At 71.7% G+C, this 24,903-nt stretch carries 27 protein-coding genes; 16 read left to right on the top strand and 11 right to left on the bottom strand.

Translation table 11 applies throughout. The features are described 5' to 3' along the window. Positions 1 to 13: 13 nt before the first annotated feature. The 6 genes from dnaK to VGN18_RS13125 all read left to right on the top strand — a co-directional run bounded on the left by dnaK (position 14) and on the right by VGN18_RS13125 (position 7,388). On the top strand, positions 14 to 1,885 hold the full coding sequence (gene dnaK / locus VGN18_RS13150; protein ID WP_327540150.1) for a molecular chaperone DnaK: 1,872 nt from the start codon (positions 14 to 16) through the stop codon (positions 1,883 to 1,885). Then, entirely contained in the window at positions 1,882 to 2,598 is a 717-nt protein-coding gene (gene grpE, locus VGN18_RS13145; protein WP_327540149.1) for a nucleotide exchange factor GrpE, read from the top strand. The genes dnaK and grpE overlap by 4 nt, the downstream gene beginning before the upstream one ends. Positions 2,599 to 2,721: 123 nt before the next feature. After that, the gene (gene dnaJ / locus VGN18_RS13140; protein WP_327540148.1) at positions 2,722 to 3,900 is read left to right on the top strand and encodes a molecular chaperone DnaJ; all 1,179 of its coding nucleotides are present in this window, start codon (positions 2,722 to 2,724) and stop codon (positions 3,898 to 3,900) included. Beyond that, on the top strand, positions 3,887 to 4,294 hold the full coding sequence (locus VGN18_RS13135; protein WP_349259904.1) for a heat shock protein transcriptional repressor HspR: 408 nt from the start codon (positions 3,887 to 3,889) through the stop codon (positions 4,292 to 4,294). The genes dnaJ and VGN18_RS13135 overlap by 14 nt, the downstream gene beginning before the upstream one ends. Before the next feature lie 99 nt (positions 4,295 to 4,393). Continuing rightward, positions 4,394 to 7,006, top strand: coding sequence for an ATP-dependent chaperone ClpB (gene clpB / locus VGN18_RS13130; protein ID WP_349259903.1), 2,613 nt, complete (start codon positions 4,394 to 4,396; stop codon positions 7,004 to 7,006). Position 7,007: 1 nt separating this feature from the next. Beyond that, positions 7,008 to 7,388 carry a hypothetical protein gene (locus VGN18_RS13125; RefSeq protein WP_327540145.1) on the top strand — a complete coding sequence of 127 codons (381 nt, stop codon included), beginning with the start codon at positions 7,008 to 7,010 and terminating at the stop codon, positions 7,386 to 7,388. A gap of 3 nt (positions 7,389 to 7,391) precedes the next feature. On the opposite strand, the gene VGN18_RS13120 is transcribed toward VGN18_RS13125, so the two are convergent. Then, a complete protein-coding gene (locus VGN18_RS13120; protein ID WP_327540144.1) occupies positions 7,392 to 8,051 on the bottom strand; it encodes a hypothetical protein in 660 nt (219 codons plus the stop codon). A 147-nt stretch (positions 8,052 to 8,198) separates the two neighbouring features. Here VGN18_RS13120 and VGN18_RS13115 point away from each other — a divergent pair, with 147 nt between their 5' ends. Continuing rightward, positions 8,199 to 8,558 carry a DUF4190 domain-containing protein gene (locus tag VGN18_RS13115; RefSeq protein WP_327540143.1) on the top strand — a complete coding sequence of 120 codons (360 nt, stop codon included), beginning with the start codon at positions 8,199 to 8,201 and terminating at the stop codon, positions 8,556 to 8,558. A gap of 22 nt (positions 8,559 to 8,580) precedes the next feature. Here VGN18_RS13115 and VGN18_RS13110 read toward each other — a convergent pair whose 3' ends face one another. Further along, a complete protein-coding gene (locus VGN18_RS13110; RefSeq protein ID WP_327540142.1) occupies positions 8,581 to 9,249 on the bottom strand; it encodes a DUF4190 domain-containing protein in 669 nt (222 codons plus the stop codon). An 86-nt stretch (positions 9,250 to 9,335) separates the two neighbouring features. Here VGN18_RS13110 and VGN18_RS13105 point away from each other — a divergent pair, with 86 nt between their 5' ends. The 4 genes from VGN18_RS13105 to VGN18_RS13090 are packed head-to-tail and all read left to right on the top strand — an operon-like array spanning position 9,336 to position 12,158. Beyond that, a complete protein-coding gene (locus VGN18_RS13105; protein ID WP_327540141.1) occupies positions 9,336 to 10,127 on the top strand; it encodes a hypothetical protein in 792 nt (263 codons plus the stop codon). Next, positions 10,127 to 10,891 (top strand): SDR family oxidoreductase, encoded by a 765-nt coding sequence (locus VGN18_RS13100; RefSeq protein WP_327540140.1) that lies wholly within the window; start codon positions 10,127 to 10,129, stop codon positions 10,889 to 10,891. The genes VGN18_RS13105 and VGN18_RS13100 overlap by 1 nt, the downstream gene beginning before the upstream one ends. Then, a complete protein-coding gene (gene pyrE, locus VGN18_RS13095) occupies positions 10,888 to 11,541 on the top strand; it encodes an orotate phosphoribosyltransferase (RefSeq protein WP_327540139.1) in 654 nt (217 codons plus the stop codon). The genes VGN18_RS13100 and pyrE overlap by 4 nt, the downstream gene beginning before the upstream one ends. After that, positions 11,538 to 12,158, top strand: coding sequence for a TrmH family RNA methyltransferase (locus VGN18_RS13090; protein ID WP_327540138.1), 621 nt, complete (start codon positions 11,538 to 11,540; stop codon positions 12,156 to 12,158). Before pyrE ends, VGN18_RS13090 begins: the two co-directional genes overlap by 4 nt. Here the strand turns inward: VGN18_RS13090 and VGN18_RS13085 are convergent. The 6 genes from VGN18_RS13085 to VGN18_RS13060 form a co-directional block, all read right to left on the bottom strand. Beyond that, a complete protein-coding gene (locus VGN18_RS13085) occupies positions 12,130 to 13,071 on the bottom strand; it encodes an endonuclease/exonuclease/phosphatase family protein (protein WP_327540137.1) in 942 nt (313 codons plus the stop codon). The two genes, VGN18_RS13090 and VGN18_RS13085, sit on opposite strands and share 29 nt — an antisense overlap. Before the next feature lie 108 nt (positions 13,072 to 13,179). Next, the gene (locus VGN18_RS13080; RefSeq protein WP_327540136.1) at positions 13,180 to 14,367 is read right to left on the bottom strand and encodes an ATP-binding protein; all 1,188 of its coding nucleotides are present in this window, start codon (positions 14,365 to 14,367) and stop codon (positions 13,180 to 13,182) included. A 74-nt stretch (positions 14,368 to 14,441) separates the two neighbouring features. Further along, a complete protein-coding gene (locus VGN18_RS13075; RefSeq protein WP_327540135.1) occupies positions 14,442 to 14,879 on the bottom strand; it encodes a nitroreductase/quinone reductase family protein in 438 nt (145 codons plus the stop codon). 29 nt (positions 14,880 to 14,908) lie between these two features. Then, a complete protein-coding gene (gene map / locus VGN18_RS13070; protein WP_327540134.1) occupies positions 14,909 to 15,778 on the bottom strand; it encodes a type I methionyl aminopeptidase in 870 nt (289 codons plus the stop codon). A 34-nt stretch (positions 15,779 to 15,812) separates the two neighbouring features. Further along, a complete protein-coding gene (locus VGN18_RS13065) occupies positions 15,813 to 15,989 on the bottom strand; it encodes a hypothetical protein (protein WP_327540133.1) in 177 nt (58 codons plus the stop codon). A 79-nt stretch (positions 15,990 to 16,068) separates the two neighbouring features. Beyond that, positions 16,069 to 17,775 (bottom strand): ribonuclease J, encoded by a 1,707-nt coding sequence (locus VGN18_RS13060; RefSeq protein WP_327540132.1) that lies wholly within the window; start codon positions 17,773 to 17,775, stop codon positions 16,069 to 16,071. A 24-nt stretch (positions 17,776 to 17,799) separates the two neighbouring features. Between VGN18_RS13060 and VGN18_RS13055 the strand changes: the two genes are divergently transcribed. Next, positions 17,800 to 18,084, top strand: a complete 285-nt coding sequence (locus VGN18_RS13055) for a hypothetical protein (RefSeq protein ID WP_327540131.1) — start codon at positions 17,800 to 17,802, stop codon at positions 18,082 to 18,084. Here the strand turns inward: VGN18_RS13055 and VGN18_RS13050 are convergent, their stop codons facing one another. Continuing rightward, the gene (locus tag VGN18_RS13050) at positions 18,085 to 18,711 is read right to left on the bottom strand and encodes a DedA family protein (protein WP_327540130.1); all 627 of its coding nucleotides are present in this window, start codon (positions 18,709 to 18,711) and stop codon (positions 18,085 to 18,087) included. It abuts the gene before it with no gap. Between the two features lie 275 nt (positions 18,712 to 18,986). Between VGN18_RS13050 and fbaA the strand changes: the two genes are divergently transcribed. Next, on the top strand, positions 18,987 to 20,015 hold the full coding sequence (fbaA, locus tag VGN18_RS13045) for a class II fructose-bisphosphate aldolase (RefSeq protein WP_327540129.1): 1,029 nt from the start codon (positions 18,987 to 18,989) through the stop codon (positions 20,013 to 20,015). A 57-nt stretch (positions 20,016 to 20,072) separates the two neighbouring features. Here the strand turns inward: fbaA and VGN18_RS13040 are convergent, their stop codons facing one another. Further along, entirely contained in the window at positions 20,073 to 21,503 is a 1,431-nt protein-coding gene (locus tag VGN18_RS13040) for an MFS transporter (protein ID WP_327540128.1), read from the bottom strand. Between the two features lie 69 nt (positions 21,504 to 21,572). Between VGN18_RS13040 and VGN18_RS13035 the strand changes: the two genes are divergently transcribed. Genes VGN18_RS13035 through VGN18_RS13025 form a run of 3 tightly spaced genes read left to right on the top strand, consistent with a single transcriptional unit; the run spans position 21,573 to position 23,595 of the window. Continuing rightward, positions 21,573 to 22,256, top strand: a complete 684-nt coding sequence (locus VGN18_RS13035; protein WP_327540127.1) for a TetR/AcrR family transcriptional regulator C-terminal domain-containing protein — start codon at positions 21,573 to 21,575, stop codon at positions 22,254 to 22,256. Further along, entirely contained in the window at positions 22,253 to 22,660 is a 408-nt protein-coding gene (locus tag VGN18_RS13030) for a DUF3151 domain-containing protein (RefSeq protein WP_327540126.1), read from the top strand. The genes VGN18_RS13035 and VGN18_RS13030 overlap by 4 nt, the downstream gene beginning before the upstream one ends. After that, complete coding sequence (locus VGN18_RS13025; protein ID WP_327540125.1) at positions 22,657 to 23,595, top strand: alpha/beta fold hydrolase; 939 nt, start codon at positions 22,657 to 22,659, stop codon at positions 23,593 to 23,595. Before VGN18_RS13030 ends, VGN18_RS13025 begins: the two co-directional genes overlap by 4 nt. 8 nt (positions 23,596 to 23,603) lie before the next feature. Here VGN18_RS13025 and VGN18_RS13020 read toward each other — a convergent pair whose 3' ends face one another. After that, on the bottom strand, positions 23,604 to 24,893 hold the full coding sequence (locus VGN18_RS13020; protein WP_327540124.1) for an AMP-binding protein: 1,290 nt from the start codon (positions 24,891 to 24,893) through the stop codon (positions 23,604 to 23,606). Positions 24,894 to 24,903: the final 10 nt, after the last annotated feature.

The following is a 24,903-nucleotide window of genomic DNA, read 5'->3' as shown; positions in this document are numbered from 1 at the left end:
GGAGCACCACACCATGGCACGAGCGGTCGGCATCGACCTCGGCACCACCAACTCGGCCGTTTCCGTCCTGAGCGGCGGCGAGCCGGAAGTCATCGCCAACGCCGAGGGCTCGCGCACCACGCCCAGCGTCGTGGCGTTCGCGAAGAACGGCGAGGTCCTCGTCGGCGAGGTCGCCAAGCGCCAGGCCGTCACCAACGTCGATCGCACGATCCGTTCGGTGAAGCGCCACATCGGCGAGGGCAACTGGTCGGTGAAGATCGACGGCAAGGACTACACCCCCCAGGAGATCAGCGCGCGCGTGCTGCAGAAGCTGAAGCGCGACGCCGAGGCCTACCTGGGTGAGGACATCACCGACGCTGTCATCACCGTCCCCGCCTACTTCAACGACGCGCAGCGCCAGGCCACCAAGGAGGCCGGCACGATCGCTGGTCTCAACGTCCTGCGCATCGTCAACGAGCCCACCGCGGCCGCGCTCGCCTACGGTCTGGACAAGGGCGAGAAGGAGCAGACGATCCTCGTCTTCGACCTCGGTGGTGGCACCTTCGACGTGTCGCTGCTCGAGATCGGTGACGGCGTCATCGAGGTGAAGGCCACCAACGGCGACAACCACCTCGGCGGCGACGACTGGGACCAGCGCATCGTCGACTGGCTGGTCGACAAGTTCAAGAGCGGGCACGGCATCGACCTGACCAAGGACAAGATGGCCATGCAGCGCCTGCGCGAGGCGGCCGAGAAGGCGAAGATCGAGCTGTCGAGCTCGCAGTCGACCGGCATCAACCTGCCCTACATCACCCAGGACGCCGAGAAGAACCCGCTGTTCCTGGACGAGACGCTCTCGCGCGCCGAGTTCCAGAAGATCACCGGGGATCTCCTCGAGCGCACCAAGGAGCCGTTCCGCAACGTCATCAAGGACGCCGGGATCAGCCTGAGCCAGATCGACCACGTCGTCCTCGTCGGCGGCTCGACCCGCATGCCGGCCGTCAGCGAACTGGTCAAGGAGCTGACCGGCGGCAAGGAGCCGAACAAGGGCGTCAACCCGGACGAGGTCGTCGCCGTCGGCGCCGCGCTGCAGGCCGGTGTGCTCAAGGGCGAGGTGAAGGACGTCCTCCTGCTCGACGTCACCCCCCTGTCGCTCGGCATCGAGACCAAGGGCGGCGTCATGACGCGGCTCATCGAGCGCAACACGACCATCCCGACGAAGCGTTCGGAGATCTTCACGACCGCCGACGACAACCAGGGCAGCGTGCAGATCCAGGTCTTCCAGGGCGAGCGTGAGATCGCGGCCTACAACAAGAAGCTCGGCATGTTCGAGCTGACCGGCCTGCCGCCGGCGCCCCGCGGCGTCCCGCAGATCGAGGTCACCTTCGACATCGACGCGAACGGCATCGTCCACGTGTCGGCGAAGGATCTCGCCACCAACAAGGAACAGGGCATGACCATCACCGGTGGTTCGGGCCTGTCCAAGGACGAGATCGACCGCATGATGAAGGACGCCGAGGCGCACGCGGAGGAGGACAAGAAGCGGCGCGACGAGGCCGAGATCCGCAACACCGCCGAGGGCCTGCAGTTCACCACGGAGAAGTTCCTGGCCGAGAACGGTGACAAGCTGCCCGAGGACAAGCGGACCGAGCTGCAGACCGCGGTCGAGGAGCTCGCGAAGACGCTCGAGGGCGCCGACTACGAGGCCATCAAGGCCGCGCAGGAGAAGGTGGGCTCGATCGCCTCCGAGGCCGGCGGGGCCATGTACGCCGCCGCGCAGGCCGCGGGCGAGGGCGCGCCGGGTGCCGAGGGTGCGGGTCCGAACTTCACCAAGTCCGAACCGGCCGACGACACCGTCGTCGACGCCGAGGTCGTGGACGAGGGCCCGGGCGAGGAGAGCAAGTGACCGACGACGAGCCCACGGGTTTCGTGAGTCGCGACAAGCGCAAGATCGACCCGGAGACGGGCGAGGTCCGCAGGACCACCTCGGGTGAGGACGCTGCGGCGTCCTCGCCCGGGGCGGCGGATTCCGCCGAGTTGCACGAGCCGGCGGCCGAGGGCCAGGTGCCGATGGTCGAGGCTGCGCTCTACGACGAGCGCACCCGCGACCTGCAGCGCGTGCAGGCCGAGTACGCGAACTACCGTAAGCGGGCCGAGCGCGACCGCCTGGCCGCGGGTGACCTCGCAGTCGGGCGCACGCTCAACGACCTGCTCCCGGTGATCGACGACCTCGACCGCGCCCGCGCCCACGGTGATCTCACCGGTGGCCTCAAGGCGGTCGCCGACACCCTCGACGGCGTCTTCGCCAAGCTCGGCCTCACCGCCTTCGGTGAGGTCGGCGACCCCTTCGACCCGTCGATCCACGAAGCCGTCCTGCACGACGAGAGCGACGACGTCACCGAGCCCACCTGCACCACCATCATGCGAGTCGGCTACCGCCACAAGGACCGCCTCCTCCGCCCCGCCATGGTCGGCGTGAGCGACCCGACGGAAAGAGCGGCAGCAAACGGCGGCGGGGTGGAAGGTGAGGGACCAGCGCAAGCCGACTCCCAGCAATCCCCCGCCCAACCGCACGAAGATGAAGACCGCACCACAGCGGACCCAACGCAAGGGAAGTAAGGGATGGACCCGTATGCCCGCCCGCAGCGAAGGACGGCCCGGTTTTTAAGCCGTCCTTCCGAGGACGGGTATGCGGGTCCATCCACCCAACGCAACCAGCCGAGAGCGAGGTGACCCGAGACCATGAGCACCAAGGACTACATCGAGAAGGACTACTACAAGGCCCTCGGCGTCGCCAAGGACGCACCGGCCGCGGAGATCAAGAAGGTCTACCGCAAGCTCGCCCGCGATCTGCACCCCGACAAGAACCCGGGCGACGCGAAAGCTGAAGCCAGGTTCAAGGAGGTCTCCGAGGCCTACGGTGTGCTGTCCGACCCGGCGAAGCGCAAGGAGTACGACGAGGCCCGCACGCTGTTCGCCGGTGGCGGCAGCAGCGGCCCGTTCAGCGGCTTCCCGCGCGGTAGCGGCGGCGCCGGCGGCAACTTCGACATGTCCGACCTGTTCGGCAGCAACCAGAGCGGTCTCGGTGACCTCTTCGACGGCCTGTTCGGGGCGGGTTCCGGGCGCCGCTCGGGCGCCGCGGGGCCGCAGCGGGGCAAGGACGTCAATGCCGACGTCACCCTCGAGTTCGCCGAGGCCGCGCACGGCACGACGCTGCCGCTGCGACTGTCCTCCCCGGGCACCTGCCGCACCTGCGGCGGCCTCGGCTCCAAGCCCGGCACCGTGCCACGGCGCTGCACGATCTGCAGCGGCAGTGGCTACGTCAGCCGCAACCAGGGGGCGTTCGGCTTCAGCGAGCCGTGCCGGGACTGCCGCGGCACCGGCCAGTTCATCGACGACCCGTGCCCCGAGTGCCACGGCAGCGGCGCGAGCACGCAGACCCGCACCATCACGGTGCGCATCCCGTCGGGCATCCGCGACGGCGCGAAGATCCGCGTCGCGGGCAAGGGCACGCCGGGCAGCCAGGGCGCCCCGGCCGGCGACCTGTTCGTCACGGTGCACGTCGGCCCGCACAAGCTGTTCGGCCGCACCGGCGACGACCTCACCCTGACCGTTCCGATCACGTTCACCGAGGCCGCGCTCGGCACCACCCTGCGCGTGCCGACGCTCGACGGCAGCGTGGCGCTGAAGGTCGCGCCGGGCACGCCGTCGGGTCGCACCCTGCGGGTACGCGGCCGCGGGGTCGCGCGCAAGGGCAGCACCGGCGACCTGCTCGTCACCGTCGAGGTCGCGGTGCCGCCGGCGCTCGACGACGACGCCCGCGACGCCCTGGAGAAGTACGCCGCCACGCAGCACGCCGACCCCCGGCCGCAGATCACGGCCGCGCTCGCCGCCCCGGTGAGGAGCGATGGCCATGCCTGACCGCCGCATGCACCCGGGCGAGCTGCCCGACGACGCGCCCGTCTTCGTCATATCGGTGGCGGCGCAGCTCGCCGGCATGCACGCCCAGACCCTGCGCCAGTACGACCGGCTCGGCCTGGTGACCCCGGGTCGCACCGGCGGCGGCGGGCGCCGCTACTCCGCCCGCGACGTCGCGCTGCTGCGCGAGGTGCAGCGCCTCTCGCAGGACGAGGGCGTGAACCTCGCCGGCATCAAGCGCATCATCGAGCTCGAGTCGCACGTCGACGCGCTGCGGGCCAGGGTCAGCGAGCTCGTCGACGAGCTCACCGAGGCCCGCAACGAGCTCGCCTCGCGCCGCGGCCCCGGCACCGCGCTCGTCGTCTGGCAGCCCCAGCCCGGCCGCCGTCGCCGCTGACCGGTTCTCCCAGAGTTGAGCGGAACAGACTCAAGTCTTGCCCCGTTAGGCCCATAGGACCCGGAGACACGGGCCGGGCGAAGGGAGATAGTGACGAGCATGGACATGACCACGCGCAGCCAGCAGGCGGTGTCGAGCGCAGTGAAGGCGGCGGCCGAGCGCGGCAATCCGGCGGTCGAGCCGGCCCACCTCGCGGTGGCGCTGCTCGACGACAAGGAGACGCTGACACGCCCGCTGCTTCAGGCGATCGGCGCCGATCCGCTGAGTGTGCGGGCCGACGTGGCCCGCCTGGTCGACAAGCTGCCGTCCGCATCGGGTGCGTCGGTCGCCGCCCCCCAGACGTCACGCAACCTGCTCGCCCTGCTCGGGGCCGCCGAGCGCGAGGCGCGTTCGCGGTCCGACGAGTACGTCTCGGCCGAACATCTGCTGCTCGCGCTGGCCGATCCGAGCGTCGCCTCCGACGTCGCCGAGGTGCTCCGCCACGTCGGGGCCACCCCGCCGGCACTGTCGAGCGCGCTCGAGTCGGTGCGCGGCTCCCAGCACGTCACGACCCCTGATCCCGAAGGCACCTTCCAGGCGCTGGAGAAGTACGGCAACGACCTCACCGCGGCCGCCCGCGAGGGCAAGATCGACCCGGTCATTGGCCGCGACGCCGAGATCCGACGCGTGGTGCAGGTGCTCTCACGCCGCACGAAGAACAACCCGGTGCTGATCGGCGAGCCCGGTGTCGGCAAGACCGCCGTCGTCGAGGGGCTCGCGCAACGCATCGTCGACGGCGACGTGCCGGAGAGCCTACGCGGGAAGAAGCTGATCGCGCTGGACCTGGGCTCGATGATCGCCGGGTCGAAGTTCCGTGGCGAGTTCGAGGAGCGGCTCAAGGCCGTCCTCACCGAGATCAAGGACTCCGGCGGGCAGGTCATCACCTTCATCGACGAGCTGCACACCGTCGTCGGCGCCGGCGCGACCGGCGAGGGCGCCATGGACGCCTCCAACATGCTCAAGCCGATGCTCGCCCGGGGCGAGCTGCGCATGGTCGGCGCGACGACCCTCGACGAGTTCCGCGAGCACATCGAGAAGGACCCCGCCCTCGAGCGCCGCTTCCAGCAGGTGCTCGTCGCCGAACCGTCGGTCGAGGACACCATCGCGATCCTGCGCGGCCTCAACGGCAAGTACGAGGCCCACCACCACGTCGACATCAGCGACGGTGCGCTGGTCGCCGCGGCGACGCTGTCCGACCGCTACATCACCTCACGCTTCCTGCCCGACAAGGCGATCGACCTCGTCGACGAGGCGGCCTCGCGGCTGCGCATGCAGATCGACTCGAGCCCCATCGAGATCGACGAGCTCAAGCGCTCGGTCAACCGCCTGAAGATGGAGGAGTTCTCGCTCGCCGAGGAGACGGACGAGGCCTCGGCCGAGCGGCTGGCCAAGCTGCGGGCCGAGATGGCCGACCTCACCGAGCAGCTCGACGCGCTGAACGCGCGGTGGGAGCGCGAGAAGTCGGGCCTGAACCGGGTCGGCGAGCTCAAGGAGCGCATCGACGAGCTGCAGGGCCAGATCGAGCGGGCCCAGCGCGACGGCGACCTCGAGACCGCGTCCCGCCTGCAGTACGGCGAGCTGCCCGCGCTCGAGCGCGAACTCGCGACCGCGACCGAGGCCGAGAACCAGATCCCGTCCGAGGACGTGCTGGTCAAGGAGCAGGTGACCGCCGACGACATCGCCGAGGTCGTGTCGGCCTGGACGGGCATCCCGGCCGGCCGCATGCTCGAGGGCGAGACCGCGAAGCTGCTGCGCATGGAGGACGAGCTGGGCCGCCGGGTCATCGGCCAGAAGGCCGCCGTGCAGTCGGTGTCCGACGCCGTGCGCCGCGCGCGGGCCGGCATCAGCGACCCCGACCGCCCGACCGGCTCGTTCCTGTTCCTCGGTCCGACCGGGGTCGGCAAGACCGAGCTGGCCAAGGCGCTCGCCAACTTCCTGTTCGACGACGAGCGCGCGATGGTGCGCATCGACATGAGCGAGTATTCCGAGAAGCACTCGGTGGCCCGCCTCGTCGGCGCCCCGCCCGGCTACGTCGGCTACGACGAGGGCGGCCAACTGACCGAGGCGGTGCGGCGTCGTCCGTACACCGTTGTGCTGCTGGACGAGGTCGAGAAGGCTCACCCAGACGTCTTCGACATCCTGCTCGCCGTGCTCGACGACGGCCGCCTCACCGACGGGCAGGGCCGCACCGTCGACTTCCGCAACACGATGCTGATCCTGACCTCGAACCTCGGTTCGGCCGCGCTGGTCACCGACCTGCCCGACGCCGCGAAGCGCGATGCGGTGATGGCGTTCGTGCGCGAGCACTTCAAGCCCGAGTTCCTCAACCGGCTCGACGACATCGTCATCTTCGACTCGCTGAGCACCGAGGATCTCGCCCGCATCGTCGACATCCAGCTGGCCGGGCTCGGCACGCGGCTGGCGGCGCGTCGTCTCACCCTCGAGGTCACCGACGCCGCGCGGGAGTGGCTCGCGCTCAACGGGTTCGACCCGCTGTACGGGGCGCGTCCGCTGCGCCGGCTGGTGCAGACTTCGATCGGCGACGCGCTGGCCAAGGCGCTGCTCGGCGGCGAGATCCGCGACGGCCAGACCGTGCTGGTCGACGCGCTGCCCGACCGCTCCGGACTGCAGCTCGGTGGCGGCGGCCCCGACCTCACCAAGCCGGCTCTGTGACATGACGGCGTGGGGCGACGAGCCCAAGGATCCGCGGCTGCCCAACGAGCCCGAGTTGTGGGCGCCCCGGCCGATGCTGCGCCCCACGCCGGATCGGGCGCGGGTGCGCAAGCACCGCGACTTCGGCGACGCCGGTGACGACCCCACCGGCTACGACCCGGTGGGCGTCGCCGCCGTCGTCGTCGGGCTGATCGGGATCGTGGTCTTCGGTGCGCTGTTCGCCCTGCTCGCCGGCATCCTCGGCGCGGTGGCGGGGCAGCGGGCGCGCGAGTCGGGTCGCAGCTTCGAGTTCGCCTATCTGGCCTTCGGGCTCGCCGCGCTCGACGGCATCGTGTGGATCGCGCTGCACCTCATGTTCGAGCTGCCCTTCGCGCTGGGGTGAGGCTCAGGCGCGCTTCGCGCCGCCGAGCCAGGCCGTGACGGCGCGGGTCCAGGCCAGGCAGAGTCCGACGATCACGATCGCGGCGAACAGCAGCGCGTAGACCACGACGCCGCCGCCGGAGCGGTCGGCCCACCACGCCGTCCAGATGACGGAGAGGACGACGACGATCGCCGCGCCGATCGAGTACATCGAGCGGCCGCGGGCGCTGCGCCCGGTCAGTGAGACGCTGCCGGCGATGAGCAGGCCGGCCGCGACCAGGTTGACGACGCCCAGCAGGGACAACTGGCCGGCGAAGCCGCCGTGGTCGTTGCCGCTGGCGTTGTCGATGCTGGTGACGAACGAGGCGCCGAAGAACAGCAGGACGCCGGCCAGGATGAGCAGCCCGCCGCCGACGTAACCGAGCACGGCAGCCGCGATGGTGGTGCCGGGGCGGCCGTCGCCCGGCTGCGGGCCGTAGCCCGGCGGGTAGCCGTAGCCGTAGGGCGGCATCTGGGCGTACGGGTTGGCCGGCGGCTGGGGAGCGGGGTAGCCGGCCGTCGGGTAGACCGGTGAGCCGGGCTGACCCGAACCGTAGGTCGGCGGCGTGTACGGCGCCGTGCGCGGCGGACCCTGGTACGGGTCGGCCGGTGTCGGCTCGCCGCCGGGGTGGCCCCAGTCGGTCACGGTGCCCTCCCTGGCGTGGCGTCGTCCGGTGCGACGATCGGGTATGCAGGATATAGCCTGCCATCCGCCCGACGTGGCACCGTTGTCCAGAGCCGGGCCGGTACCCGGCCGGCAGAACCGGCCGATGCGAACCCCCGAGGAGACCTGATGTCGTACCCCGATTCCGGCGACCAGCCGCAGTACCCGAACCCGCCGCAGGGGCAGGGTGACTACGGCTACGGCCAGCCGGGCGGGTACGCGCCGCCTCCCTACGGCGGCTACCCGCAGCCTAAGCAGGGCAACGGCATGGCCATCGCCGGACTCGTCTGCGGCATCATCGGGCTCATCGTCTTCGGCATCATCCTGGGCCCTCTGGCGCTGATCTTCGGCGGTATCGGGCTCAACCGGGCCAACAAGGGCGCCTCGGGCAAGGGCATGGCCATCGCCGGCGTGGTGCTGGGCGCGATCGACACCGTCCTGGCGATCATCTTCATCGCCGTCGTCGCCAACCGGGGCTTCGTCTACTGACCCCTCGCCGGGCGGGACGGCCCTAGAGGTGGTCCCGCAGGCACTGCTGGAACTCCGTCGAGTTGCCCTGGTTCAGGCCGCCGCACTGGTTCGCGGCGTGCACGTACCAGAGCGTCACGATGGTGGCGAGCACCGCCCCGACGGCGGCGCAGGCCAGCCCGGCGATTGCCATGCCCTTGCCGGATCCGCCGGCCTTCACCTCGCTCAGCGTGATGATCCCGAAGATGACGGCCGGGACGATGAGGATGGCGTCGAGCACGCTGAGGAAGCAGAGCGGGATCGAGGCCAGGCCGCACACGAGCGCGGTGATCGCCTTGCCGTTGCCCCTCCGCGGCTGGACGTAGCCGTGGTACGGCGGCGGGGTCGGCGCCCCGTAGGGCCGGTAGGGCTCGTGGGTCCCGGGCTGCGGCGGACCGGGGTAGGGCGTGCCCGGGTAGCCGTAGGGCTGCGGCGGCGGCGCCGGGTACGGCGTGGCCGGGTAGGCACCGGCCGGGCGGCTCGCCGGGTAGTCGGCCGGGTCGGGCACGTAGCCCGGCGGCGCGTACTCCGGCGGCACGGGGTGCTCGGGCTTGCCGAAGCGATACGGATCGAACGGCGCCTCGGACGTCGGATCGGAGGACGCGGGCGCCCGCTTGCCGAGGTCGACACCGGGTTCCGCCCGGGGGTCGCCGGGGTCGGACGGGGTGGTCATGGGTGTTCCTCCGGGCCGGCTCGGGACGTCGCCCGACTGTAGGCCATCGAACTGTGCCGCCTGGGTGTCGCACGTACACTGCGCCGGTGACCGACAAGCCCACCACGCCCGTGTCCATGTCCAAGGGCGGGACGCCGTCCGGGTCGGCCCGGCCCAACCCGCCCCAGCTCGTCCTGCTCGCCGCCGGGGCGCTCGTCCTCACCGGGCTGGCGTCGCTGGCCGCCGCGCTCAGCCTGTACGGGGGCAAGAAGGAACTGCTCGCGACCGCGGTGAAGGCGAACGCGAAGCTGGTCGGCAAGAAGAACCATGTCGATCCCGCGACGCTGCCGAACGCGGTCGACAAGGCGGTCACCAGCCTGACCATCCAGGCCGTCGTGCTCATCGTCGCCACGGCAATCATCGCCCGAGCCGCGCTGCGCGGGCGCTACTGGGCCCGCTGGGCCGTGCTCGGCCTCTGGGTCATCTCCACCCTCACCGGAACGCCGGGCGGCATCTCCTCGCTGCTCGCGGTCGGCATCGACGCGCCGGGGCTCTACAAGGCGGCCGGCTTCGTGTCCGGCCTCGCGTTCATCGCCGCGGTGATGCTGACGAGCCTGCGGCCGAGCGTCGAGTTCTTCAACCGCAGCAAGCCGGCGCGACCCGCCGGCGCCCCCCAGCGCCGCGGCCTGTTCGCGTCCCGCCCGACCGGGGGCGCCGCCCCGCGGTCGCGCTTCGAGCCGCGCCCGCCGGCGGCCACCAAGCCGGCCGAGACCCGTCCGGCCAACCAGCCCGACCGCTCGCGGTCCAAGCAGCGGGCGAACTCCGAGGCCGTCGCGAAGGGCGCCGAACTCGCTCGCACCCGGGCCAAGGCCAGCAAGTCCCGCCGGACCGGAACCTGATGCCGACCGCCCTCGTCACCGGGGCGACGGCGGGGCTCGGTGCCGAGTTCGCGCGCCAGCTCGCGTCCACGCACGATCTCGTGCTGGTCGCGCGCGACACCACGCGGCTCGAAGCCACCCGCGGCACGCTGAGCACGAAGCACGGCATCGACGTCGAGGTGCTGGCGGCCGACCTCGCCACCGACGCGGGCTGCGCCGCCGTGGCCGCCCGGCTCCAGGACTCGTCCCGACCGATCGACCTGCTCGTGAACAACGCGGGCATCGGCACCTACCAGCTCTTCGGCACGGCCGACCTGGCCAAGGAGGAGCAGCAGCTCGACCTCAACGTGCGGGCGGTGCTGCGCCTCTCGCACGCGGCGGTGCCGGGCATGACCGCCCGGGGACGCGGGCGAATCCTCAACGTGTCGTCGGTGTCGGCGTTCGTGCCGCGGGGTGGCAACGCCACCTACGCGGCCTCGAAGGCGTGGGTGACGATGTTCAGCGAGGCGCTCGCCATCCAGCTCGACGGCACCGGCGTCACCGTCACCGCCGTCTGCCCCGGCTTCACCCACACCGAGTTCCACGAGCGGGCCGCGGCCGACATGTCGCACGTGCCCGACCGCATGTGGCTCGACGCCGCCGACGTCGTGCGCGAGGGCCTCGCCGACACCCTCGCCGGCAAGCCGGTCTCGGTGCCGTCGCGCCAGTACAAGGCGCTGGTCGGTGCCGCCCGCACCCTGCCGCGGCCGGTGCTGCGCGCGGTGATGAAGCGGCGGGGCATGTGAGCGAGACTCTCGCCGACTACAAGCGCGGGTTCATCGAGTTCGCGCTCGGCCACGAGGTGCTGCGCTTCGGCGAGTTCACGCTGAAGTCGGGCCGCGTCTCGCCCTATTTCTTCAACGCCGGTCTGTTCAACACCGGCGCGCGCCTGGCCGGCCTCGGCCGCTACTACGCCGAGGCGATCGTCGCCTCGGGCCTCGAGTTCGACGTCCTGCTCGGGCCGGCCTACAAGGGCATCCCGATCGCGGCGGCCGCGGCCGTCCAGCTGGCCGAGCGGCACGACCGCGACGTCCCGTGGGCGTTCAACCGCAAGGAGGCGAAGGCCCACGGCGAGGGCGGCACCATCGTCGGCACGCCCCTCGACGGGCGGGTGCTCATCGTCGACGACGTCATCACCTCGGGCGCGGCGATTCGCGAGGTGCTCGCCATCGTCGACGCGTCGCCGGCCACGCTCGCCGGGGTCGTGGTGTCGGTCGACCGGCAGGAGCGCGGCACCGGCGACCTCTCGGCGATCCAGGAGGTCGAGCGCGACCGCGGCGTCGACGTCCACGCCATCGTCACCCTCGACGACATCGTCGCCTACGTCCGCGCGACCGGCACCCACGCCGAACACCTGGACGCGATGCTCGCCTACCGCGAGCTGTACGGGGTGTGAACTCGTCGGAGGACGAGGTCGGCGTCGGGCCGCATCCGCAACCCTGGCCGGACGACCCGCGGCTCGACCCCGAACTGCTGCGCGACGGCGACCGGCGCAACGTGGTCGACCGTTACCGCTACTGGCATCTCGACGCGATCGTCGCCGACCTCGACACCCGCCGGCACCCGTTCGCCGTCGCGATCGAGAACTGGCGCCACGACCTCAACATCGGCACCGTCGTCCGCACCGCCAACGCCTTCCTCGCCCGCGAGGTGATCATCGTCGGCAACCGTCGCTGGAACCGGCGCGGCGCGATGGTCACCGACCGGTACCAGCACATCCACCACGTCGCCTCGCCCGAGGACCTCGTCGCCCACGCCGCCGGTGCCGGCTACGAGATCGTCGCGATCGACAACCTGCCCGGAGCGGTGCCGCTCGAGACGTTCGAGCTGCCGGCGAACGCGCTGCTGCTCTTCGGCCAGGAGGGGACGGGGCTGAGCCCGGCTGCGCGCGCGGCGGCGAGCGCCGTCTGCTCGATCGCGCAGTACGGCTCGACCCGTTCGATCAACGCCGGCGTCGCGGCCGGCATCGCGATGCACGCGTGGATCAGGCGGTACGCGGAACCTGCACCGTGACGAGCAGGGCCCGGTGGTCGGTGTCGCTGATGTGGATCGTGTCGGCCGTCGTCGCCACCGCGTCGCGGGTCAGCACGTGGTCGATGGCGATGAGCGGCGGGTACCAGCGGTCCGCCGGGTAGGTCAGGGTCATCCCGGCGCCGGCCTGCTGGGCCGCGTCGGCGTAGCCGTCGACGAGCAGGTCGCGGAACTGGACGATGTCGGGCGTGGCGTTGAGGTCGCCGGCCGCCACGACCGGTCCGCCGTGGCCGAGCTCGCGCAGCACCGACGGCAGGTGCCGGATGTCGTCCTGCCACGCGGCACTGTGCGGCACCGGCCCGTTCATGTGGAACGCACCCACGGTGACGGGCCGGGGCACCCCGGGCAGCTCGAGCGAGGCGGTGACCGCGGCGAAGGAGAAGTCCTTGCGCCGGTCGATCGCGCTCAGCGGGTAGCGGCTCCACAGGCCCGTTCCGGCGGCGCCCGGCTTCGAGTCGGTGGCCTGGTAGGGCAGCTCGGTCAGGATGCCGGCGTCGAGGATCCGCTGCTCGGACTCGGGGGTCATCTCCTGGGTCGCCAGCAGGTCGACGCGGTGGGTCCGGACGGCCGCGACGAGCTCGGCCGCGTTCGCGTCGCCGAGATGCAGGTTGGCCGTCAGCGTGACCAGCGGGCGGGCGTCGGCCGGCCCGGTCTCGGCCAGGTACAGGCGGCCCTGCGTGCTGACGCAGAGCACGAGCACGATCGCCGCGACGGCGACGCCGAACCACTGGCGGGCGAGGACCAGCACGATCAGCGCCGGCACGGCCGCGAGCATCAGGTAGGGCGAGAACGCCGACACCCCGAGAGCGGTCGCGCGGCCCGGGGTGCGGTTGTGCGCGACGAGACCGAGCGCCGCGACGAGCAGCAGCAGCCCGGCACCGACGATCAAGGTCACGCGCCTTCCGTGGGACGGTCGTCGCCCCTGGGCCCGGGGACGCTCGCGCTGCAGGGTCATCATCATCGAGTGTGCGGCATCCGCCGCGGCGGATGGGGAGGTGTCGGCTCAGACTTCCTGCGCCCGCAGGTAGCGGCCGAAGTGCGGGACGGTGAACGCGATCAGGCCGCGCTGGCCCGAGTAGACCAGCCCCTTCTTCAGCAGCCCGTCGCGGGCGGCCGACAGCGCCGACGGCGGGCGGCCGAGTGACTCGGCGACCCCGGCGGTCGGCACGGCGTCGGTGGCCGCGCCCGGGTCGGCGACATCGGCCATGGCCCGCAGGTACTCGCGCTCGGCCGGCGTCGCGCGCTCGAAGCGCGAGCCGAAGAAGCCGACGGCCAGCTCGGCCTCGGCCTCGGGGGCGGCGACGGCGATGTCGGCGGCGGTGATGGGCGAGCGCGGCGCGCCGTCCCAGGCGACCTTGCCGTAGGCCTGGACGAAGTAGGGGTAGCCGCCGGTGGCCTCGTACATCGCGGCGAGCGCCTCGTCGGTGAAGTCGGCGTCCTCGTCGCGGGCCGGGGCGCGGAGGGCGATGTCGGCGGCGGAGCGGTCGAGCCGGTCGATGCGGGTGTAGCGGAACAGCCGTTCGGAGTACGACTTCGACGCCGACAGGACCGCCGGCAGGTGGGGCAGGCCGGCGCCGACGACGACCAGCGGCAGGGCCTGTTGCGAGATCTCGTGGCAGGCGGCGCACAGCGCGGACACGTCGTCGGGGCCGAGATCCTGCATCTCGTCGATGAAGACGGCCACGCCGTGCCCGGTGTCACCGGCCAGCCCGGCGACATCGCTGAACAGCTCTACGAGGTCGGTCTCGATGTCGCCCGAGTCGGCGCGGCCGGGGACGGCCGGGACGTCGATGCCGGGCTGCCACGGGCGGCCCTTCGCTGCCGTCGAGTCGCGCTGCGCGAACGACTTCACGACCCCGAGCACGTGCGCGGCCTCGTCGTCGTTGCGCCCGGCGAGCTCGCGGACGGCCAGGTGCAGGGCGGCGGCGAGCGGTCGGCGGATCGTCTGGTCGGGACGCGCCTCGAGTTTGCCGGTGCCCCACCCGCGCCGCACGGCCGCTGAGCGCATGGCGTTGAGCAGCACCGTCTTGCCCACGCCGCGCAGCCCGGTCAGCACCACCGAGCGCTCGGGCCGGCCCCGCGAGATGCGCTCGAGCATGACGTCGAACGTGGTCAGCTCGGCGTCCCGGCCGGCGAGTTCGGGCGGGCGCTGGCCGGCGCCGGGGGCATACGGGTTGCGTACCGGATCCACGCTCGGACTGTATCGAGGAATATCGCGCAAACCGCAGATTGCTCGATACGACACGGACGAAACGTGTCGGGGTCCTACGAGGCCGGGATGCGCACCATCGGGATCGTCCGGCCGGCCTGCTCCTCGTGCGCGGCCACGTGCGGGGCCATCTCGATCCAGCGGCGGTAGGCGTCGTCCCGCTCGGCGCCCTCCAGGATCACCGCGTCCGTCTCCCAGGTCAGTCCGGTGATCTCGACGGTGACGTGGGGGTCGTCGCGCAGGTTTCGGCACCAGTCGGGCTCCTGGGCCGCGCCCATGTTCGAGGCGAACAGCAGCAGGTCGTCGCCCGCGTCGCGAGCCGCCCCGAGAGGCACGGTGCGCGGCTCCCCGCTGCGGCGTCCGGTGGTGGTCAGCAGCACGAGGCTGCCGAAGTCGACCGGTCCGAGTTCTCCGATGCCGCCGGTCTCCCGGAACTTCTCGACGAGGTTCCGGTTGAACTCCCGCATGTCCTTCGGGGCGCTGGTTTCGCTCATGGATCAATGCTCCCCACCACCGGCCCCCGTCACGCGCTCGGGCTGGTCAGGATCTCCGCGCCGTCGTCGGTGACGACGATGGTGTGCTCCCACTGGGCGGCCCACGAGCCGTCCTTGGTGAGCACGGTCCAGTCGTCGTCCCACATGAACCAGTCGTAGCCGCCGAGGGTCAGCATCGGCTCGATGGTGAAGGTCATGCCGGGCTCGAGCAGCGTGGTCGCGCGCGGCTCGTCGTAGTGCAGGATCGTCGGTTTGGTGTGGAAGCTCGGGCCGACGCCGTGGCCGGTGTAGTCGCGCACGACGCCGTAGTCGAAGCGCTTGGCGTAGGACTCGATGACGCGGCCGATGACGCTGATCGGGCGCCCCGGCCTGACCGCCTTGATGCCGCGCATCATCGCCTCGCGGGTGCGCTCGCCGAGGTCGCGCACCTCCGGGGCGGCGTCACCGGCGTAGAACGTGGCGCAGGTGTCGCCGTGCACCCCGCCGATGTAGGCGGTGATGTCGACTTTGACGACGTCGCCGTCGCCGAGCGGGCGCGAATCGGGGATGCCGTGGCAGATGACCTCGTTGACGCTGGTGCACAGCGACTTCGGGTAGTCCTTGTAGCCCAGCGTCGACGGGTAGGCGCCGTGCGCGATCACGAACTCGTGACCGATGCGGTCGAGCTCGTCGGTGGTGACGCCGGGGGCGACGTGCCGGCCGACCTCGACCAGCGCGTCGGCGGCGATGCGACCAGCGATGCGCATGCGGGCGATGGTGTCGGCGTCCTTGACCATAGGGTCGTCGTGATCGGCTCTCGTGTCGGGCCAGGTGCCGACGTAGTGGGGCCGGGCGATCGCCGCGGGCACGGCGCGGCGCGGCGACAGGCGGCCGGGCTGGAGCGGCGTGCTGACGGTCATGTCCCCATTGTGCCGGAGCGGCTCGGCCGACCGGTCAGTGCTCGATCAGGGCGGGCGCCTTCTCGACGTTGAGCAGGCCCGCTCGCCTGCTCGTGAGGACCGGAACGGGTTGCCGGCGCGGGCCGCGCAGGAACGTGCCGATGGCGACGCCCAGGCCGAACTCGCCGGCGACGGCGAGCAGCACGATCTCGAGGACGGTCACGTCGATCACGATCGACCCGCAACCTCAGAACTTGAGGGACGCGCGCCGCGAATCCTCAGATTTCCGAGCTCCTGGAACTCTGCGCTCCTCAGACTTCGACAACCATCGGCACCAGCATCGGCCGCCGGCGGTACTCCTTGTCGACCCAGCGCCCGACGGTCCGCCGGATGAGGTGCTGCAGGTCGTCGGTGTCCCGGGTGCCGTCGGCGAGGGCCTTCTCCACGGCGTCGACGAGCTCGGCCCGGATCGGGTCGAGAGCGCCCGGGTCGTCGCTGAACCCGCGAGCGGTGATCTCCGGCCCGAAGACGACCTTGCCCGCGTCGAGGTCGACGGCGACGAGGATCGACAGGAAACCCTCCTCGCCGAGGATGCGGCGGTCCTTGAGGGTCGAGTCGCCGATGTCTCCGACCTCGAGGCCGTCGACGTAGACGTAACCGACCGGGATCTTGCCGACGATCGAGGCCGCGCCGCCGACCAGATCGACCACCGTGCCGTCCTCGGCGAGCATGATCCGCTCGTCCGGCAGGCCCATCGACCGCCCGATCGCGGCGTGCGCGCGCAGGTGGCGCCACTCGCCGTGCACCGGCATCAGGTTCTTGGGTCGCACCGCGTTGAGCAGGTAGCGCAGCTCGCCCGCCGGCGCGTGGCCCGAGACGTGCACCAGCGCCGTCGACTTGTGCACGACGGTGGCGCCGAGCCGGGACAGCCCGTTGATGACCTGCCCGACCGACGTCTCGTTGCCCGGGATCAGCGACGAGGCCAGCAGGATCGTGTCGTCGGCCGAGATGCGGATCGTCTGGTGCGAGCGGTTGGCCATCCGCGAGAGCGCCGACAGCGGCTCGCCCTGCGAGCCGGTGGAGACCAGCAGGACCCGCCGCGACGGCAGTTCCTCGGCCATCTTCAGGTCGATCATCAACCCGTCGGGGACGGTGAGCAGCCCGAGCTCGCGCGAGATCTGCATGTTGCGCACCATCGAGCGCCCGACGAGTGCCACCTGGCGGCCCGACTCGACCGCGGCGTCGAGCACCTGCTGGACGCGGTGCACGTGGGAGGCGAAGCAGGCCACGATGATGCGGCCCGGCGCCTTGTGGATGACGTCGGTGACGACCGTGCCCACCTGCCGCTCGGACGGGATGAACCCGCCGACCTCGGCGTTGGTCGAGTCCGACAGCAGCAGGTCGACGCCCTCGTCACCCAGCCGCGAGAAGCCCGGCAGGTCGGTGAGCCGGCCGTCGAGCGGCGTCTGGTCCATCTTGAAGTCGCCGGTGTGCAGCACCGTCTGGCCGCCGATGCGGATGGCCACCGCGAGCGCGTCCGGGATGGAGTGGTTGACCGCGAAGAACTCGAGATCCCACGGGCCGGTCTCGACCCGCTCGCCCTCGACGACCGTGTGCAGGTCGGGCTTGAGGCGGTGCTGCTCCATCTTGGCCGCCACGAGCGCGAGCGTCAGCCGCGAGCCGATGACCGGGATGTCCTTGCGCTCGCGCAGCAGGTAGGGCAGCGCGCCGATGTGGTCCTCGTGGCCGTGGGTCAGCACGACGGCGTCGATGTCGCCCAGCCGGTCGGCGAAGTGCGACCAGTCGGGCAGCGTGACGTCGACGCCCGGCGAGTTCGTCTTGCCGAGCAGCATGCCGCAGTCGACGATGAGCAGCCGGCTGCCGCGGCCGTCGGAGGAGTACTCGAAGACGGTCATGTTGCGACCGATTTCCTTGATGCCGCCGAGAGCCACCACCCGGAGCGTGCCCGGCGCGAGGCCGGGCGGTGTGCCGAGGCCGGCCTTACCGTCAGAAGTCACGGGTCGAGGCTATCGTTCCGACGCATGAGCGCAGACCTTGCACTGAATGCCGGTGACATCACCAAGATCGGCGTGGGCGTTATTGTCGTGCTGGTGGTGCTCGGCATCCTCGCGAGCCTGCTCATCACGGCGATCATCGGACGGATCATCGTCCTGCTCGTCGTGGTCGTGCTCGGCGTGCTCGTGTGGCAGCAGCGCACCTCGATCGAGAACAAGATCGACAAGCGCGACTGCAACTTCAGCTTCTTCGGCTACCACTTCGACCCGCCGGACAGCCTGAAGCAGTACTGCGCGACCAAGCCCGGCTGATCAGCCCTCGGTGCGGCGGTGGCCGCGCAGCCAGTGGATGACGACCGGCAGCAGCGACAACACGACCACGACGACCACCAGGTAGTCGATCTTGCCCTTGTTGTCCTGGACGAACTTGATCTTGCCGAGCTGGTGGCCGAGCAGGATCACGCCGTCGGCCCACAGGATGCCGCCGATCGCGCTGTAGATCGCGTACACCGCGAAGCGCATGCGGCCGACGCCGGCCATCACGGTCGCGAACGTGCGCACGATCGGCACGAAGCGGCCGAGGATGACCGTCCACGAACCGAACCGCTCGTAGAAGGCGTGCGCGCGGGTGACGTACTCGGGCCGGAACAGCCGGGAGTTCGGGCGGTCGAAGACAACCGGGCCGGCGCGGTAACCGATCGCGTAGCCGACCAGGTTGCCGAGGACCGCCGCGATCGGGGCGACGACGAGGAACGCGCCGAGCGAGGTCGTGATCTGCCCGGTCGCGAGGCCGATGCCGGCGGCGAACAGCAGCGTGTCGCCGGGCAGGAAGAAGCCGATCAGCAGGCCGGTCTCGGCGAACAGGATGACGGCCAGGATCAGCAGGGCCCCGGAACCCGACAGGAGGGTGTCCGGGCTGAGGGGGTTCGCGAGCAGCATGGTGCCGAACTCTACGGACGTCGGTTCTCAGTGGCCTATCCGCGCTCGGCATGGTGTCAGTTCTCCTTGAGCCGGACGGTCCCGGCATCGGTGTCGGCCCGGCGGGTCGAGGCCCGCGGGCGCTTCGCGGAAGGTCTCGAGCGTGCCGCGTCGGGTGCGGCCCGCGGTGGCCAGGCCGGCGTCCAGCCAGGCCGTCATCTCCGCATCGATCACCCCGGCATCACGGCGTAGGAGATACTGCGGGTCGACGTCACAGATCACCTGAGGAGTTCCGGATGCCGATCGCCACCCCCGAGATCTACGCCGACATGCTCGACCGCGCCAAGAGTGGCGGCTTCGCCTACCCGGCGATCAACTGCACCTCGTCGGAGACGGTCAACGCCGCGCTGAAGGGCTTCGCCGACGCGGGCAGCGACGGCATCGTGCAGATCTCCACCGGCGGCGCCGAGTTCGCCTCCGGCACCTCGGTCAAGGACATGGTCACCGGCGCCGTCGCGCTCGCCGAGTTCGCGCATGTCGTGGCGGCCAAGTACGACATCCACGTCGCGCTGCACACCGACCACTGCCAGAAGGAGAAGCTCGACGGTTACGTCCGCCCGCTCATCGCCATCTCGCAGGAACGGGTCGACGCGGGTGACGCGCCGCTGTTCCAGTCGCACATGTGGGACGGTTCGGCCATCGAGCTCGAGGAGAACCTCGACATCGCCGCCGAGCTGCTCGAGAAGGCGGCCAAGGCGCGGATCGTCCTCGAGCTCGAGATCGGGGTCGTGGGTGGCGAGGAGGACGGCGTCCACGGCGGTGACGACAACGAGAAGCTCTACACGACCCCGGGCGACGCGCTGCTCACCGCCGAGAAGCTCGGCCTGGGCGAGAAGGGCCGCTACATCCTGGCCGCGACGTTCGGCAACGTGCACGGCTCGTACAAGCCGGGCTCGGTGAAGCTGCGTCCGGAGATCCTCAAGGAGATCCAGGACGAGGTCGGCCAGAAGTTCGGTAAGGACAAGCCGTTCGACCTCGTGTTCCACGGCGGGTCCGGCTCCGAGCTGGAGGAGATCCGCGAGGCGGTCAGCTACGGCGTCGTGAAGATGAACGTCGACACCGACACCCAGTACGCGTTCACCCGCGAGATCGTCGGCCACATGTTCACCAACTACGACGGCGTGCTGAAGGTCGACGGCGAGGTCGGCAACAAGAAGGCCTACGACCCCCGCTCCTACCTCAAGCTGGCCGAGCAGGGCATGGCCAAGCGGGTCGTCGAGGCCTGCGAGGCGCTGCAGTCGGCCGGCACCTCCACCTCGGCGTAGTCCCACGGCAGCGCGAAGGCCCGTCCGACGATCGGACGGGCCTTCGCGCGTTGCGGGCTACGCGACGATCGCGAACTCCGGTGCCACCTCGGGCACCCCGGGCTGCCGGGGCGCGTTGCGCAGCGCGGCCCAGGCGGCCACGCCACCGGCGGCGACGAGCACGCCGGCCACCAGCAGCCCGGCCCGGTAGCCGCCGAGGAAGGCGTCGACCGGCGTCGATCCGGCGTGCAGGTCCGCGGTGCGGCGGGCGGTGAGGATCGCGCCGATGACGGTGATGCCGAGCAACCCGGCGACCTCGCGGGCGGCGTTGAAGATGCCCGACGCGACGCCCGCCTGGTTCACCGGCATGGCCCCGATGATCATCGCGGTGAGTGGGACCGACAGGCCACCGCCGACCCCGATCAGGGCGAAGCTCGGCATGAGCGACAGGTACGAGGCATCGCGTCCGAGCAGGCTGACCGACGCGATGCCGGCGGCCATGAGGAACATCGCGGCGGCGACCGAGCGGTGCGCCCCGACCCGGGCGGCCACCCGCTCGGCCAGGATCGCGCCGGTGGCCATCAGCAGCGCCATCGGGACGAACGCGGCCCCGGCCTCGGTCGGCGAGAAGCCCAGGACGCCCTGCAGGTAGAGCGAGGTGAAGAAGTAGATGCCGAACAGCCCGAAGCCCCACATCACGATCGCGACGATGCCGCCGGAGAAGATGCGGTTGCGGAACAGGGCGACGTCCACCATCGGCTCCGCACTGCGCTGTTCCAGGGCGACGAAGACGAGCGCGGCCACGGCGGCCACCACGAAGCCGGCGACGATCGGGGTCGCCGTCCAGCCCTTGTCCGGGCCCTCGATCAGCGCGAACGTCAGGGCCAGCAGGGTGACGGCCGAGGCGATGACGCCGGGGGTGTCGATGCTGCGCCGCACCCGCGCGGTGTCGGCCGGGATCGAGCGCACCGCGAGAACTCCGGTGACCAGGCCGACCGGCCCGTTGATGTAGAAGATCCAGCCCCAGTCGAGGTGCTGGCTGATGAGCCCGCCGAGCAGCGGGCCGACGGCCAGGGCGAGCGCGCCCACCGCGCTCCAGATACCGATGGCCGCGGTGCGCTCCTTCGCGTCGGGGTAGATCGCCGAGATGATCGCGAGCGTGGTGGGCGTGACGAGCGCGGCGCCCACGCCCTGCAGAACTCGACTCGCGACCAGCACGTCGACGTCGCCGGACAGCCCCGCGGCCAGCGAGGCGAGGGTGAAGACGCCCAGGCCGAGCAGGAACAGCCGGCGCAGGCCGAAGATGTCGCCCAGCCGGCCACCGGCCAGCAGCAGGCCCGCGAAGGCCAGGATGTAGCCGCTCACCACCCACTCCAGGCCCGAGGTCGTCAGCCCCAGGTCGCGCTGGATCGCCGGGATCGCGACGTTGACGATGTTGTTGTCGAGGTAGGTCATGAACGTCGCGAGGGACACGGTCAGCAGCGCCCAGGCACGTCGGGTGGTGTTCATCGGAACTCCTATACGTCGTACATTTACGTTGTACAGGAGCGTGCGCTCTACGGCGTACAGTTGTCAAGCGTGAGCCCCAAGAATTCAGATCTGAGCCGGGACGCGATCGTCGACCGGGCGCTGGCCATCGCCGACGCCGAGGGCATCGCCGCCATCACCGTCCGGCGCATCGCCAAGGAGTTCGGGGTCACGCCGATGGCGCTCTACTGGCACGTGGCCAACAAGGACGAGCTGTTCGCGGCGATGGGTGACCGCTTCTTCGACGGCCTCGAGCTGCCGGTCGAGGGCGAGTGGTCCGAGCGGCTGCGAGTGGTGACCGACCGGCTGGTCGCGGCCCTGCGCCGCCACCCGGGCTCGGCCCACCTGGCGCTGACCCGGGTGCTCGCCTGCCCGGCGGGCCGCGATCTCTCCGAGCCGACCTTCGCGATGCTGCGCGCGGCGGGGTTCAGCGTGCGGCAGACCGCGGACATAGCCCGCACGGCGATCCAGACCGCGATGATGCTGGTGACGCAGGAGGCCGGGGCCGAGGTCGGGGTGGGCGCCGAGTGCCGCGAGGAGGTCGCGGCCGAGAAGCGGCGGGCGATCAAGTCGCTGCCGGCCGCTCGCTACCCGACCCTCGTCGAGTGCGCCGACACGCTCACCGAGACCGACGACCACGAGGAGTACTACCGCTTCGGCGTCGACCTCTACATCAGCGGCGTGCTCGGCCTCTACGAGTCGCTGGCCGGCGTCGGGGCACAATCACCCGCATGACCCACTTCGGCAACCTGCTCGCCCCGCCCACCCGCCTGCCCGAGGATCCCGCGGTGGCGCTGCTCGACGCCGGCACCGACCCGGCCGAGGTCGCGGCCGCACACCCGACCTCGTCGGCCGCCTGGGCGGCGCTGGCCCAGAACGCGCTCGCCGCCGGTCGCACGGTCGAGGCCTACGCCTACGCCCGCACCGGCTACCACCGCGGCCTCGACGCGCTGCGCCGCGCCGGCTGGAAGGGGCAGGGCCCCGTGCCGTGGGCGCACGAACCGAATCGGGGCGTCCTGCGCGCGATCCACCTGCTGGCCAGGGCCGCCGAGGGCATCGGTGAGACCGACGAGGTGCAGCGCTGCGACCACCTGCTGCACGACAGCGACCCCGACGCCGCCGCCGCGCTGGCCGGATGAGACTCCGCACCGCGGCCCTCGCCGCCCTGCCGGTGCTCGCCGCGGCCGCCGTGGCGAAGTCCCGGTTCGCGCCGCGGATCGGCGACGCCGCCCTCCGGGGCGTGGCCGCGCTCGAGGCCCGTCAGGCCAAACTGCGGACCCGCACCGTCGACGTCGCCGGGCTGCCGATGGCGATCTTCGAAGGTGGGCCGGCCGGGGCGCCGACGCTCGTGCTGCTGCACGGTTTCAGCGCCGACCGCGGCATCTGGGTGCGCTTCGCCGCGCACTTCGTCCGCGACTTCCACGTCGTCATCCCGGATCTAGCCGGTCACGGCGAGACCCCGTTCGACGCGGTGGCCGATCACTCGGTGACCGCGCAGGCCGACCGGGTGGCCGCGCTCCTCGATGCCCTCGGTGTCGAGAAGGCGCACGTCATCGGCAACTCGATGGGCGGTGCGGTGGCGGCCTGGTTCGCGATCGCGCACAGCGAGCGCACCCGCTCCCTCGGGCTGTGCGACGCGCTCGGGGTGAAGTCGCCGCAGCGCAGCGACCTGGAGGGCGTCCTCGACGAGGGGCGCAACCCGTTCCTGCTCGACGACACCGCCCAGTTCGACGGGTTCTACGCGATGGCGATGGCCCGCCCGCCGTTCACGCCCCGCTTCGCCCGGCACGCGATGGCCCGCGGCTACGTCACGCGGCGCGACCAGCTGGAGCGGATGTTCGCCGAGATCCAGCCGGGCCACCCGCTGGACGAGCGACTGGGCGAGATCACCGCGCCGACCCTGGTCCTGTGGGGGGCCCAGGACCGGTTGCTCCACGTCAGTGCGGTCGGCGTGTGGGCCGCCGGGATCCCCGACGTCCGCACGATCGTCTACGACGACGCCGGCCACATGCCGATGATCGAGTTCCCGAAGCGCACGGCCCGCGACTACCGCGCGTTCCTCGACAGCCTCTGACCACCGGGTCAGCCCTGCGTCAGCCGCGCCTTCTGCACCTTGCCCATCGCGTTGCGGGGCAGCGCCTCGACCACCCGCACCTCGCGCGGGCGCTTGTGGGCCGACAGCTCGGCGGCCACGTGGTCGATGAGCACCTGCGCGCGGACGTCCGTGCCGACGACGAAGGCGACGATGCGCTGGCCGAGGTCGTCGTCGGGCACGCCGACGACGGCGGCCTCGGCCACCGACGGGTGCTCCAGCAGCACGGCCTCGATCTCGCCGGCACCGATGCGATAGCCGCCGCTCTTGATCAGGTCGTCCTTCGCCCGCCCGACGATGCGGTGCTGCCCGTCGGCATCGACCACGGCGGCGTCACCGGTGGCGAACCAGCCGTCGGCGGTCAGCGCCGGGCCGAGACCGAGGTAGCCGTCGAACAGCGTCGCCCCGCGCACCTGCAGGTCGCCGATCGCGTCGGCGACCGGTGAGCCGGCGTCGTCGAGCACCCGGGCCTGCACGCCTTCGATCGGTTCGCCGACCCAGCCCCGTCGCCGCGGCCCGTCGGCGCGGGCGGCCAGGGTGATCAGCGTCTCGGTCATGCCGTAGCGCTCGACCGGACCCTGCCCGGCCAGCCCCTCGAGCGCGGTGAACACCGGGGCCGGCAGCCCGGCGCTGCCGGAGACCAGCAGCCGCGCGCCGCGCAGCGCCCGCGCGCAGGATTCGTCCGCCGCCACCCGGCCCCAGACCGTCGGCACGCCGAAGTACAACGAGCCCCCGGCGGCGGCGTACGCCTCGGGCGTCGGCCGGCCGGTGTGGACGAGGCGCGAGCCCGCTCGCAGCGCGCCGAGCACGCCGAGGATCAGCCCGTGCACGTGGTACAGCGGCAGCCCGTGCACGAGCACGTCGTCGGGCGCCCAGGCCCACGCCTCGATCAGGCCGTCGAGCCCGGCGGCGACCGCCGCGGCCGACAGCATGGCGCCTTTGGGCGCCCCGGTGGTGCCCGAGGTGTACATGATCAGCGCGGGCGCGTCGCGGGTCGCACCGGTCGAGGCGTCGACGTCGTCGAGCGCCACGGCCCCGGAGTCGCGCAGGATGTGCGCGCGCTCCCGCGGTCCGGAGTCGGCCGGCACCGGCACCGCCGGCACCCCCGCGAGCAGGCACCCGACGATCGCCACGACCGTGTCGAGCGAGGCCGTCGCCTCGATGGCCACCGGTCCCGCGCCCCGGATCCGGCCGGCCACCGCCTCGGCGGCGGCGCGGAGCTCGTCACCGCGCAGCGTCTCCCCTGCGACCGTGACCGTGGGCAACGCGGCGGGCAGCACCGCCCCACCG

The organism is Jatrophihabitans sp. (genome assembly GCF_036000465.1).
GTDB lineage: Bacteria > Actinomycetota > Actinomycetes > Mycobacteriales > Jatrophihabitantaceae > Jatrophihabitans.
The sequence above is the reverse complement of the archived record's forward strand: the minus strand, read 5'-3'. Positions and strand labels throughout refer to the sequence as shown.